This window comes from Pseudomonas sp. R4-35-07, assembly GCF_003852235.1.
GTDB lineage: Bacteria > Pseudomonadota > Gammaproteobacteria > Pseudomonadales > Pseudomonadaceae > Aquipseudomonas.
In genome coordinates this window covers 5,189,832-5,202,880 of the sequence record NZ_CP027732.1, presented here as the reverse complement: position 1 = coordinate 5,202,880, position 13,049 = coordinate 5,189,832, and the positions used below count along the sequence as shown (strand labels likewise).

Annotated in this window: 13 protein-coding genes; all 13 read left to right on the top strand. The window is 54.9% G+C overall.

Going from position 1 to position 13,049, the window contains the following annotated elements; genetic code table 11:
* Positions 1–31 precede the first annotated feature (31 nt).
* The 13 genes from rpoC (at position 32) to rpsC (ending at position 13,042) form a co-directional block, all read left to right on the top strand.
* On the top strand, positions 32–4,231 hold the full coding sequence (gene rpoC, locus C4J89_RS23830; protein ID WP_124364615.1) for a DNA-directed RNA polymerase subunit beta': 4,200 nt from the start codon (positions 32–34) through the stop codon (positions 4,229–4,231).
* A gap of 216 nt (positions 4,232–4,447) precedes the next feature.
* Positions 4,448–4,819: a 30S ribosomal protein S12 gene (rpsL, locus tag C4J89_RS23825; protein ID WP_002555494.1), complete on the top strand. Its 372-nt coding sequence runs from the start codon at positions 4,448–4,450 to the stop codon at positions 4,817–4,819.
* 118 nt (positions 4,820–4,937) lie between these two features.
* Positions 4,938–5,408 carry a 30S ribosomal protein S7 gene (gene rpsG, locus C4J89_RS23820; RefSeq protein ID WP_002555493.1) on the top strand — a complete coding sequence of 157 codons (471 nt, stop codon included), beginning with the start codon at positions 4,938–4,940 and terminating at the stop codon, positions 5,406–5,408.
* Between the two features lie 30 nt (positions 5,409–5,438).
* A complete protein-coding gene (gene fusA, locus C4J89_RS23815; protein WP_124364614.1) occupies positions 5,439–7,544 on the top strand; it encodes an elongation factor G in 2,106 nt (701 codons plus the stop codon).
* Positions 7,545–7,574: 30 nt separating this feature from the next.
* Entirely contained in the window at positions 7,575–8,768 is a 1,194-nt protein-coding gene (gene tuf, locus C4J89_RS23810) for an elongation factor Tu (RefSeq protein ID WP_003176426.1), read from the top strand.
* Positions 8,769–8,927: 159 nt separating this feature from the next.
* Complete coding sequence (gene rpsJ / locus C4J89_RS23805; protein WP_003186070.1) at positions 8,928–9,239, top strand: 30S ribosomal protein S10; 312 nt, start codon at positions 8,928–8,930, stop codon at positions 9,237–9,239.
* A gap of 81 nt (positions 9,240–9,320) precedes the next feature.
* Positions 9,321–9,956, top strand: coding sequence for a 50S ribosomal protein L3 (rplC, locus tag C4J89_RS23800; protein ID WP_003176425.1), 636 nt, complete (start codon positions 9,321–9,323; stop codon positions 9,954–9,956).
* A 12-nt stretch (positions 9,957–9,968) separates the two neighbouring features.
* On the top strand, positions 9,969–10,571 hold the full coding sequence (gene rplD / locus C4J89_RS23795; RefSeq protein WP_057014518.1) for a 50S ribosomal protein L4: 603 nt from the start codon (positions 9,969–9,971) through the stop codon (positions 10,569–10,571).
* Positions 10,568–10,867 carry a 50S ribosomal protein L23 gene (rplW, locus tag C4J89_RS23790; protein WP_002555488.1) on the top strand — a complete coding sequence of 100 codons (300 nt, stop codon included), beginning with the start codon at positions 10,568–10,570 and terminating at the stop codon, positions 10,865–10,867. Before rplD ends, rplW begins: the two co-directional genes overlap by 4 nt.
* 14 nt (positions 10,868–10,881) lie before the next feature.
* Positions 10,882–11,706 (top strand): 50S ribosomal protein L2, encoded by an 825-nt coding sequence (gene rplB, locus C4J89_RS23785; protein ID WP_003176423.1) that lies wholly within the window; start codon positions 10,882–10,884, stop codon positions 11,704–11,706.
* 16 nt (positions 11,707–11,722) lie between these two features.
* Positions 11,723–11,998: a 30S ribosomal protein S19 gene (gene rpsS / locus C4J89_RS23780; protein WP_002555486.1), complete on the top strand. Its 276-nt coding sequence runs from the start codon at positions 11,723–11,725 to the stop codon at positions 11,996–11,998.
* Positions 11,999–12,009: 11 nt separating this feature from the next.
* Positions 12,010–12,342, top strand: a complete 333-nt coding sequence (gene rplV / locus C4J89_RS23775) for a 50S ribosomal protein L22 (RefSeq protein ID WP_003103908.1) — start codon at positions 12,010–12,012, stop codon at positions 12,340–12,342.
* Positions 12,343–12,355: 13 nt separating this feature from the next.
* On the top strand, positions 12,356–13,042 hold the full coding sequence (gene rpsC, locus C4J89_RS23770; RefSeq protein WP_003176422.1) for a 30S ribosomal protein S3: 687 nt from the start codon (positions 12,356–12,358) through the stop codon (positions 13,040–13,042).
* Positions 13,043–13,049: the final 7 nt, after the last annotated feature.

The window sequence follows — 13,049 nt, the reverse complement described above, 5'->3', positions numbered from 1 at the left end:
CCCGCTCTCTGCTCCGCCAGGAGGAAAGGCCTTGAAAGACCTACTGAATTTGCTGAAAAACCAGGGTCAAGTCGAAGAGTTCGACGCCATCCGTATTGGACTGGCATCGCCTGAGATGATCCGTTCGTGGTCGTTCGGTGAAGTTAAAAAGCCGGAAACCATCAACTACCGTACGTTCAAACCTGAGCGTGACGGCCTGTTCTGCGCCAAGATCTTTGGCCCGGTAAAGGATTACGAGTGCCTGTGCGGTAAGTACAAGCGCTTGAAGCACCGTGGTGTGATCTGCGAGAAGTGCGGCGTTGAAGTTGCGCTGGCCAAGGTTCGTCGTGAGCGCATGGCGCACATCGAACTGGCTTCGCCGGTTGCCCACATCTGGTTCCTGAAATCGCTGCCGTCCCGTATCGGCTTGCTGATGGACATGACCCTGCGTGATATCGAACGCGTTCTCTACTTCGAGAGCTATGTCGTTATCGACCCAGGCATGACCACCCTTGAAAAAGGTCAGCTGCTGAACGACGAGCAGTACTTCGAAGCGCTGGAAGAGTTCGGTGATGATTTCGATGCCCGCATGGGTGCCGAAGCTGTCCGCGAACTGCTGCACGCTATCGACCTGGAACACGAGATTGGCCGTCTGCGCGAAGAAATTCCGCAAACCAACTCCGAAACCAAGATCAAGAAACTGTCCAAGCGTCTGAAGTTGATGGAAGCCTTCCAGGGTTCCGGCAACTTGCCAGAGTGGATGGTGCTGACCGTTCTGCCGGTTCTGCCGCCAGATCTGCGTCCGCTGGTACCGTTGGACGGTGGTCGTTTCGCGACGTCCGACCTCAACGACCTGTACCGCCGCGTGATCAACCGTAACAACCGCTTGAAGCGCCTGCTTGATCTGTCCGCTCCGGACATCATCGTGCGCAACGAAAAGCGTATGTTGCAAGAAGCGGTCGACGCCTTGCTCGACAACGGTCGTCGTGGCCGCGCTATCACGGGTTCCAACAAGCGTCCTCTGAAATCCCTGGCTGACATGATCAAGGGTAAGCAAGGTCGTTTCCGTCAGAACTTGCTCGGTAAGCGTGTTGACTACTCCGGTCGTTCGGTAATTACCGTAGGCCCGACCCTGCGTCTGCACCAGTGCGGTCTGCCTAAGAAGATGGCGCTCGAGCTGTTCAAGCCGTTCATCTTCGGCAAGCTGGAAATGCGCGGTCTCGCGACCACCATCAAAGCGGCCAAGAAAATGGTCGAGCGCGAGCTGCCAGAGGTTTGGGACGTTCTCGCTGAAGTGATTCGCGAACACCCGGTTCTCCTCAACCGTGCACCGACCCTTCACCGTCTGGGTATCCAGGCGTTTGAACCGGTACTGATCGAAGGCAAGGCTATCCAGCTGCACCCTCTGGTCTGTGCTGCGTACAACGCCGACTTCGACGGCGACCAAATGGCCGTGCACGTTCCGCTGACACTGGAAGCCCAGTTGGAAGCGCGTGCGTTGATGATGTCGACCAACAACATCCTGTCGCCAGCCAACGGTGAGCCAATCATCGTTCCGTCGCAGGACGTTGTATTGGGTCTGTACTACATGACCCGCGAAGCGATCAACGCCAAGGGTGAAGGTCGTGTGTTCGCTGACCTGCAGGAAGTTGACCGTGTGTTCCGTGCCGGCGAAGCCGCACTGCACGCCAAGGTCAAAGTGCGGATTCACGAAACCGTCAACGACCGTGACGGCGGCAGCGTGAGCAATGTTCGTATCGTCGACACGACTGTCGGCCGTGCGCTGTTGTATCAGGTTGTACCAAAAGGTTTGTCGTACGACGTCGTCAACCTGCCAATGAAGAAAAAGGCGATCTCCAGGCTGATCAACCAGTGCTACCGCGTGGTTGGTTTGAAAGAGACCGTGATCTTCGCTGACCAGTTGATGTACACCGGTTTTGCTTATTCGACCATTTCCGGCGTTTCCATCGGTGTTAACGACTTTGTTATCCCAGATGAAAAAGCTCGCATCATCGCGGCTGCAACCGATGAAGTGAAAGAGATCGAGAGCCAGTACGCCTCCGGCCTGGTAACCCAGGGCGAGAAGTACAACAAGGTGATCGACCTTTGGTCCAAGGCCAACGACGAAGTTTCCAAGGCGATGATGGCCAACCTCTCGAAAGAGAAAGTCATCGACCGTCACGGCGACGAAGTTGACCAGGAATCCTTCAACTCGATGTACATGATGGCCGACTCGGGCGCACGGGGTTCTGCTGCGCAGATCCGTCAGCTCGCCGGTATGCGTGGCCTGATGGCCAAACCGGACGGTTCCATCATCGAAACGCCGATTACAGCGAACTTCCGTGAAGGGTTGAGCGTACTCCAGTACTTCATCTCTACTCACGGTGCTCGTAAAGGTCTGGCGGATACCGCGTTGAAAACCGCTAACTCCGGTTACCTGACACGTCGTCTGGTAGACGTTGCCCAGGATCTGGTTGTAACCGAGATCGATTGCGGCACCGAGCATGGCCTGGTGATGACTCCGCACATTGAAGGCGGTGACGTTGTAGAGCCACTGGGTGAGCGCGTATTGGGTCGTGTTATTGCCCGTGACGTCTTCAAGCCGGGTACCGAGGAAGTTATCGTTCCTGCCGGCACTCTGGTAGACGAGAAGTGGGTCGAGTTCATCGAACTCAACAGCATCGACGAAGTGATCGTTCGTTCGCCGATCAGCTGTGAAACCCGCTATGGCATCTGCGCCAAGTGCTACGGCCGTGACTTGGCTCGTGGTCACCAGGTGAACATCGGTGAAGCGGTCGGCGTTATCGCTGCCCAGTCTATCGGTGAGCCGGGTACCCAGCTGACCATGCGTACGTTCCACATCGGTGGTGCGGCAAGCCGGACCTCCGCAGCCGACAGCGTTCAGGTGAAGAATGGCGGTACTGTCCGTCTGCACAACCTGAAACACGTTGAGCGAGTGGATGGCCACCTGGTTGCTGTGTCCCGTTCCGGTGAGCTGGCGATCGCTGATGACTACGGTCGTGAGCGTGAGCGTTACAAGCTGCCGTACGGTGCTGTGATTTCGGTTAAAGAAGGTGACAAGGTCGACGCTGGCGCAATCGTGGCCAAGTGGGATCCGCACACTCACCCAATCGTTACCGAAATGAAAGGTACCGTGACCTACGTGGGCATGGAAGAAGGCATCACGATCAAGCGTCAGACTGACGAATTGACCGGTATGACCAACATTGAAGTACTCGACGCGAAAGATCGTCCAGCTGCCGGTAAAGACATCCGTCCTGCCGTGAAGATGGTCGATGACAACGGCAAGGACTTGTTGCTGCCAGGCACTGACGTAATCGCTCAGTACTTCCTGCCAGCCAACGCCCTGGTCGGTGTAGCGGATGGTGCGAAGATCGCGATCGGTGATGTTATCGCGCGTATCCCGCAAGAAACTTCGAAGACTCGAGACATCACCGGTGGTCTGCCGCGTGTTGCCGACTTGTTCGAAGCTCGTCGTCCGAAAGAAGCGTCGATTCTGGCTGAAGTCAGCGGCACCATCGCGTTCGGTAAAGAGACCAAGGGCAAGCGTCGTCTGGTCATTACCCCGAACGACGGTAGCGATCCGTACGAAGAGCTGATTCCGAAGTGGCGTCACCTGAACGTCTTCGAAGGCGAACAGGTAAACCGCGGCGAAGTTATCTCCGACGGCCCGAGCGACCCACACGATATCCTGCGTCTGCTGGGTGTGAGTGCGCTGGCCAAGTACATCGTTAACGAGATCCAGGACGTTTATCGTCTGCAAGGCGTGAAGATCAACGATAAGCACATCGAGACCATCCTGCGTCAGATGTTGCGTAAAGTTGAAATCGCTGAATCCGGCGATTCCAGTTTCATCAAGGGCGACCAGATGGAATTGACTCACGTACTCGTAGAGAACGAGCGTCTGGCTGGCGACGAGAAATTCGTTTCCAAGTTCACTCGCGTGCTGCTGGGTATCACCAAGGCGTCGTTGTCCACTGAGTCGTTCATCTCGGCGGCCTCCTTCCAGGAGACCACTCGCGTACTGACCGAAGCAGCGGTAACCGGCAAGCGCGATTACCTGCGCGGCCTGAAAGAAAACGTGGTCGTGGGTCGTCTGATCCCGGCCGGTACCGGTTTGGCCTATCACAGCGAGCGTAAACGTCGCCGTGACGCTGACAAGCCGTTGCGCGTAAGCGCCAGTGAAGTGGAAGCTGCACTGACCGAAGCGCTGAACTCAAGCGGTAACTGAGTTCTGCGATAAATAAGTCCGGGCCCTGGCAGCCCCATTCGTCGGATCGAGGCATTTTTGCCCCGGTTCGACGGGCGGGGAGGTCGGGGCCTTGCCTTGACTGGGGGCAAGATCCTCTTTAGACTCTTGTACCCCTAAATTTGGCGGGAATTCGTTCCTGCCATTTTGCTTTTCTTGCAAGACAATAGCGTCGCAAGACAACAGTGGAGCTAGTAGATGGCAACTATCAACCAGCTGGTACGTCAGCCGCGTAAGCGTATCGTCGAGAAATCCGACGTGCCTGCGCTGCAGAACTGCCCGCAACGTCGTGGCGTATGCACCCGTGTGTATACCACCACGCCGAAAAAACCTAACTCGGCACTGCGTAAAGTATGCCGTGTGCGCCTGACCAACGGTTTCGAGGTTTCCTCGTACATCGGCGGTGAAGGCCACAACCTGCAAGAGCACAGCGTGGTACTGATCCGCGGCGGTCGTGTAAAAGACTTGCCAGGTGTTCGTTATCACACCGTACGCGGCTCCTTGGATACTTCCGGCGTTAAAGGTCGTAACCAGGGTCGTTCGAAGTACGGTACCAAGAAGCCTAAGTAGTAACGGCTTTTTGTAAACCTGAATCATCTTATTTTCTGAGTCGATAAGAGTAAGGTCGGAGGCGTCCCGAAAGGGCACCGATTCCGAGCGAACCTGAAGACCGTTTGAGGGCTTATCCATGCCAAGAAGACGCGTAGCAGCCAAGCGCGAAGTGCTTGACGATCCAAAATACGGAAGCCAAATTCTGGCCAAGTTCATGAACCACGTAATGGAAAGCGGCAAGAAAGCCGTTGCCGAGCGTATCGTTTATGGCGCGCTGGAAAAGGTTAAAGAACGCAAGAACAGCGACCCCCTGGAAATCTTCGAGAAAGCTCTCGACGCCATCGCTCCGCTGGTCGAAGTGAAGTCGCGCCGTGTAGGCGGTGCTACTTACCAGGTTCCGGTTGAAGTTCGTCCGTCCCGTCGTAACGCTCTGGCAATGCGCTGGTTGGTAGACTTCGCCCGTAAGCGCGGCGAGAAGTCTATGGCCCTGCGTTTGGCCGGCGAACTGTTGGACGCTGCTGAAGGTAAAGGTGCTGCTGTTAAGAAGCGTGAAGACGTGCACCGTATGGCTGAAGCTAACAAAGCTTTCTCGCACTACCGCTTCTAATTTTAGCTTCACTAATTTTGCGAGGGCTTTATGGCTCGTACTACTCCGATTAGCCGCTACCGTAATATCGGTATCGTCGCTCACGTGGATGCTGGTAAAACCACCACCACCGAGCGCGTACTGTTTTACACCGGCAAAAGTCACAAGATGGGCGAGGTGCATGACGGCGCCGCGACCACAGACTGGATGGTTCAGGAGCAGGAGCGTGGTATTACCATTACTTCTGCTGCTATTACCGCCTTCTGGAAAGGTTCCGAGAAGCAGTACAAAGACGAGCACCGCTTCAACGTAATCGATACCCCGGGTCACGTAGACTTCACCATTGAAGTTGAACGTTCCCTGCGCGTACTCGACGGCGCTGTCGTTGTGTTCTGTGGTACCTCGGGTGTTGAGCCACAGTCGGAAACCGTATGGCGTCAGGCCAACAAATACGGCGTTCCACGTCTTGTTTACGTAAACAAGATGGACCGTGCTGGTGCCAACTTCCTGCGCGTGATCGGTCAGATCAAGCAGCGTCTGGGTCACACTCCGGTGCCGATCCAGTTGGCTATCGGTTCCGAAGATAATTTCCAGGGCCAGATCGATCTGCTGACCATGGAAGCTGTCTACTGGAACGATGCCGACAAAGGTATGGTTCCTGTTCGCAAGCCTATCCCTGCTGAACTGCAGGAACTGGCTGACGAATGGCGCAACAACATGGTTGAAGCTGCGGCCGAAGCCAACGAAGAGCTGATGAACAAGTACCTCGAAGGTGAAGAGCTCACCAACGTGGAAATCAAGGCTGCTCTGCGTCAGCGTACTATCGCTGGTGAGATCGTCTTGGCTGTTTGTGGCTCCTCGTTCAAGAACAAGGGCGTTCCCCTGGTTCTCGATGCTGTGATCGACTACCTGCCGGCACCGGTTGATATTCCTGCCATCAAGGGTACCGACCCGGATGACGAGACTATCGAGCTGGAGCGTCATGCAGACGACGCAGAACCGTTTTCCGCTCTGGCATTTAAAATTGCCACTGACCCATTCGTGGGTACCTTGACCTTCGTCCGCGTTTACTCGGGCGTGTTGAACTCCGGCGACGGCGTAATCAACTCGGTTAAAGGCAAGAAAGAGCGCGTGGGTCGTATGGTGCAAATGCACGCAAACGCCCGCGAAGAGATCAAGGAAGTACGCGCTGGTGACATCGCGGCCTTGATCGGCATGAAGGACGTCACCACCGGTGAAACCTTGTGCAACGCTGACAAGCCAATCATCCTGGTTCGCATGGACTTCCCGGAGCCGGTTATTTCGGTTGCTGTTGAGCCTAAGACCAAGGATGACCAGGAAAAAATGGGTATCGCTCTGGGCAAGCTTGCTCAGGAAGATCCATCTTTCCGCGTCAAGACTGATGAAGAGACTGGTCAAACGATCATCTCGGGCATGGGCGAGCTTCACCTGGACATCCTGGTTGACCGGATGCGCCGTGAGTTCAACGTCGAAGCCAACATCGGTAAGCCTCAGGTTTCCTATCGTGAGCGCATCACGAAGAGCTGTGAAATCGAAGGCAAGTTCGTTCGTCAGTCCGGCGGTCGTGGTCAGTTCGGTCACTGCTGGATCCGTTTTGCTCCTGCTGACGAAGGTCAGGAAGGTCTGCAATTCGTGAACGAAGTAGTAGGTGGTGTTGTTCCTAAGGAATACATCCCTGCTATCCAGAAGGGTATCGAAGAGCAGATGAAGAACGGTGTTGTTGCCGGCTATCCGCTGATCGGCCTGAAAGCAACCGTTTTTGACGGTTCTTACCACGACGTCGACTCCAACGAGATGGCGTTTAAGGTGGCTGCCTCCATGGCAACCAAGCAACTGGCCCAGAAGGGCGGTGGTGAGTTGCTTGAGCCAATCATGGCGGTAGAAGTTGTTACACCTGAAGACTATATGGGTGATGTCATGGGCGACCTTAACCGTCGTCGCGGCATGATCTTGGGTATGGAAGACACGGTTTCCGGCAAAGTGATTCGCGCCGAGGTTCCGTTGGGTGAGATGTTCGGTTATGCGACCGACGTTCGCTCCATGTCTCAGGGTCGCGCAAGCTACTCTATGGAATTCAAAAAATACAACACAGCTCCGGCGCACATCGCTGAAACTGTATCCAAAAAACAAGGCTGATTCAGTCCTTTAGGCAAGGAGTTAATTGTCGTGGCTAAAGAAAAATTTGATCGTTCCCTACCGCACGTCAACGTTGGCACTATCGGTCACGTTGACCACGGTAAAACCACTCTGACTGCTGCTCTGACTCGCGTTTGCTCCGAAGTATTCGGTTCCGCAATCGTTGATTTCGATAAAATCGACAGCGCACCAGAAGAAAAAGCTCGTGGTATCACCATCAACACCGCGCACGTTGAATACAACTCGCTGATCCGTCACTACGCTCACGTTGACTGCCCAGGTCACGCTGACTATGTGAAGAACATGATCACCGGTGCTGCCCAGATGGACGGCGCAATCCTGGTTTGCTCGGCCGCTGATGGTCCGATGCCACAAACCCGTGAGCACATCCTGCTGTCCCGTCAGGTTGGCGTTCCGTACATCGTGGTTTACCTGAACAAGGCTGACCTGGTAGACGACGCTGAGCTGCTGGAACTGGTTGAGATGGAAGTGCGCGACCTGCTGAGCACTTACGACTTCCCAGGTGACGACACTCCGATCATCATCGGTTCTGCTCGTATGGCTCTGGAAGGCAAAGACGACAACGAAATGGGCACCACGTCCGTTCGTAAGCTGGTTGAGACTCTGGACAGCTACATCCCAGATCCAGTCCGTGTTATCGACAAGCCGTTCCTGATGCCAATCGAAGACGTATTCTCGATCTCCGGTCGCGGTACTGTTGTAACTGGTCGTATCGAGCGCGGTATCGTCAAGGTTCAAGATCCACTGGAAATCGTTGGTCTGCGTGACACTACCGTCACCACCTGCACCGGTGTTGAAATGTTCCGTAAACTGCTCGACGAAGGTCGTGCTGGCGAGAACTGCGGCGTTCTGCTGCGTGGTACCAAGCGTGACGACGTTGAGCGTGGCCAGGTTCTGGTCAAGCCAGGTTCGGTTAAGCCGCACACCAAGTTCGAAGCTGAAGTGTACGTGCTGAGCAAAGAAGAAGGCGGCCGTCACACTCCGTTCTTCAAAGGCTACCGTCCACAGTTCTACTTCCGTACTACTGACGTGACTGGTAACTGCGAACTGCCGGAAGGCGTAGAAATGGTAATGCCAGGCGACAACATCAAAATGGTTGTCACCCTGATCAAAACCATCGCTATGGAAGACGGTCTGCGTTTCGCAATCCGTGAAGGCGGCCGTACCGTTGGTGCTGGCGTTGTAGCTAAAATCATCGAGTAATTATCTCTTCTGAGATAGTTCTGATGTTTTGAAAAGGCCCCCGCTCAGCGGGGGCCTTTTTTATTGGGTTGACACCTATCAGGGCCGTCTATAGAATTGCGCCTCCTTTTAACGGGCGTATTGCGCTCGCTGGGAATAGCAGCCGGAGTCTGAAATCCAATGCAAAATCAGCAAATCCGTATCAGGTTGAAGGCTTTTGACCATCGCCTGATCGACCAATCCACCCAGGAAATCGTGGAAACCGCGAAACGTACTGGTGCACAAGTGCGTGGTCCAATTCCACTGCCTACCCGTAAAGAGCGGTTCACCGTTCTGGTCTCCCCGCACGTCAACAAAGACGCGCGTGACCAGTACGAGATCCGCACTCATAAGCGTGTACTGGACATCGTCCAGCCAACGGATAAAACCGTTGACGCACTTATGAAGCTTGATCTGGCGGCCGGTGTGGAAGTACAGATCAGCCTCGGCTAAGACTTGGGTCTTAGTCGTGTAACGCTCTGAAATGGGCGGCCATAGCGGGTGAAAGCCCCGTACACTCATGAGGTTTACAACATGACTATTGGTGTAGTCGGTCGTAAATGCGGTATGACCCGTATTTTCACCGAAGAAGGTGTCTCCATTCCGGTCACGGTCATTGAGATCGAGCCGAATCGCGTCACCCAGTTCAAAACTGAAGAAACCGATGGCTATCGTGCAGTGCAAGTCACTGTCGGCGAGCGTCGTGCTTCGCGCGTGACTGCTGCTCAAGCAGGTCACTTCGCTAAAGCAAACGTTGCAGCTGGTCGCACCGTCATGGAGTTCCGTCTTGAAGACGGCGACTACAAGGCTGGCGATCTGATCAACGCTGAAATCTTCGCCGCTGGTCAACTGGTTGATGTAACCGGTCAGTCCAAAGGTAAAGGCTTCCAGGGTACGATCAAGCGTTGGAATTTCCGTGGTCAAGACAACACTCACGGTAACTCCGTTTCCCACCGCGTCCCGGGCTCTATTGGCCAGTGCCAGACTCCTGGTCGTGTATTCAAGGGCAAAAAAATGTCCGGTCATATGGGCGCTGAGCGCGTGACCGTGCAGTCCCTCGAAGTAGTGCGCGTCGACGCTGAACGCAATCTGTTGTTGGTCAAGGGTGCTGTTCCTGGCGCTACTGGCGGCAACCTGGTTGTACGTCCAGCGGCCAAGGCTCGCGGTTAAGGGGAAGCTGACATGCAATTAAATGTAAATGACGCTCAAGCGATCGAAGTTTCCGAACTGACATTTGGCGGCGAATTCAACGAGACGCTGGTTCACCAAGCAGTCGTGGCCTACATGGCCGGCGGCCGCCAAGGTAGCAAGCAGCAAAAGACCCGTTCCGACGTACGTGGTGGCGGTAAGCGCCCTTGGCGTCAGAAAGGCACTGGCCGTGCTCGTGCCGGTACTATCCGTAGCCCAATCTGGCGTGGCGGTGGTACCACTTTCGCAGCTCGTCCACAGGATCACTCTCAGAAGCTCAACAAGAAGATGTACCGCGCAGCACTGCGCTCCATCCTTGCTGAACTCGTGCGTACTGATCGTCTGGTCGTGGTTCAGGACTTCGCTGTTGAAAGTCCAAAAACCAAAGAACTGCTGGGCAAACTGACCAACATGAGCCTGACCGATGTTTTGATCGTGTCTGAAGCTGTTGATCAGAACTTGTACCTGGCTGCTCGCAACCTGCCTCACGTTGATGTACGTGACGTGCAAGGTTCCGATCCAGTTAGTCTGATCGCATACGACAAGGTGTTGATCACCGTGTCGGCCGTGAAGAAATTCGAGGAGCTGCTGGGATGAACCAGGAACGCGTATTTAAAGTTCTGCTTGGCCCGCACGTTTCCGAAAAGGCTACGGTTCTGGCTGACAAGAAAGGCCAGTTCGTTTTCAAGGTTGCAACTGACGCAACCAAGCTGGAAATCAAGAAGGCCGTCGAAAGCCTGTTCAGCGTGAAAGTAGAGCGTGTTACTACCCTGAATGTTCTGGGTAAGAGCAAGCGCACTGCTCGCGGTCTGGGCAAGCGTAATGACTGGAAGAAGGCGGTTATCTCCCTTCAGCCAGGCCAAGATCTCGATTTCAGCAGCAGTGCTGAGTAAGGAAGGGGTGCATCATGGCAATCGTTAAATGCAAACCGACTTCCCCTGGCCGCCGTTTTGTGGTCAAGGTGGTCAACCAGGAGCTGCATAAAGGCGCTCCTCACGCACCGCTGCTCGAGAAGAAATCGAAGACTGGTGGTCGTAACAACAATGGTCGTATTACCACTCGTCACATCGGTGGTGGCCATAAGCAGCATTATCGTCTGGTCGATTTCCGTCGCAACGACAAAGATGGCATCTCCGCCACTGTCGAGCGTATTGAATACGATCCAAACCGTACTGCTCACATCGCTCTGCTGCTGTACGCAGATGGCGAGCGTCGCTACATCATCGCCCCTAAAGGCGTGAGTGCTGGTGACCAGCTGATCGCAGGTGCCTTGGCACCGATCAAGCCGGGCAACGCTCTGCAACTGCGCAACATTCCAGTTGGTAGCACCGTACACGGCATCGAATTGAAGCCAGGTAAAGGCGCGCAAATCGCTCGTTCTGCTGGTGCTTCGGCTCAGCTGATCGCTCGTGAAGGTGTCTACGTGACCCTGCGTCTGCGTTCTGGTGAGATGCGTAAAGTACTGGCTGAATGCCGTGCGACCCTGGGCGAAGTCTCGAACTCCGAGCACAGCCTGCGTTCGCTGGGTAAAGCTGGTGCCAAACGCTGGCGTGGCGTTCGCCCAACCGTTCGTGGTGTTGCCATGAACCCGGTTGACCACCCACACGGTGGTGGTGAAGGTCGTACCTCTGGTGGTCGTCATCCGGTATCGCCATGGGGCTTCCCGACTAAGGGCGCGAAGACTCGTGGTAATAAGCGTACCGACAAAATGATCGTCCGTCGTCGCAAGTAAATAGAGGGATACGACAGTGCCACGTTCTCTGAAAAAAGGTCCTTTTATTGATCTTCACCTACTGAAGAAGATCGAAGTGGCGGCGGAAAAGAACGATCGCAAACCAGTTAAAACCTGGTCGCGTCGTTCGATGATCCTGCCACAAATGGTCGGTTTGACCATCGCAGTACACAACGGTCGTCAACACGTCCCAGTTCTCGTTAACGAAGACATGGTCGGCCACAAACTGGGCGAGTTTGCCGGTACCCGCACTTATCGTGGGCACGTGGCAGACAAGAAAGCCAAGCGTTAAGGGGTTAGGAAATGGAAGTAGCCGCTAAGTTGTCGGGCGCTCGAATCTCCGCCCAGAAAGCCCGCTTGGTCGCCGACCAGATCCGCGGGAAGAAGGTGGGCGAAGCGCTCAACCTGTTGGCTTTCAGCAGTAAGAAAGCCGCCGAGATCATGAAGAAAGTGCTGGAGTCGGCCGTAGCCAACGCCGAGCATAACGAAGGCGCAGACGTTGATGACCTGAAGGTCAGCACCGTTTTCGTCAACGAAGGGCGTTCGCTGAAGCGCATCATGCCACGTGCCAAAGGCCGTGCTGATCGCATCGTCAAGCGGTCTTGCCATATCACTGTCAAGGTTGCTGACAAGTAACGGAGTCGAAGAGATGGGTCAGAAAGTACATCCCATTGGCATTCGCCTGGGAATCGTCAAGGAACACACCTCCGTCTGGTATGCAGACGGCCGGACTTATGCGGACTATTTGTTCGCTGATCTGAAGGTGCGTGAGTATCTCCAAGACAAACTAAAAAGCGCGTCCGTAAGCCGTATCGATATCCATCGCCCGGCGCAAACCGCACGTATCACCATCCACACCGCTCGTCCAGGTATCGTTATCGGGAAGAAAGGTGAAGATGTTGAGAAACTGCGTCAGGACCTGACCAAGCAAATGGGTGTGCCTGTGCACATCAATATCGAAGAGATCCGCAAGCCGGAGCTCGACGGTATGCTGGTTGCGCAGAGCGTAGCTCAGCAGCTGGAGCGTCGTGTCATGTTCCGTCGCGCTATGAAGCGCGCTGTACAGAACGCCATGCGCATTGGTGCCAAAGGCATCAAAATCCAAGTGAGCGGTCGTCTCGGCGGTGCTGAAATCGCACGTACTGAATGGTATCGCGAAGGTCGTGTGCCATTGCACACCCTGCGTGCCGACATCGACTATGCCAACTACGAAGCTCACACCACTTACGGTGTGATCGGTGTAAAGGTTTGGATCTTCAAAGGCGAAGTAATTGGTGGTCGCCAAGAAGAACTGAAACCACAAGCACCAGCGCCTCGTAAAAAAGCTGCTAAGTAAGGGGTAC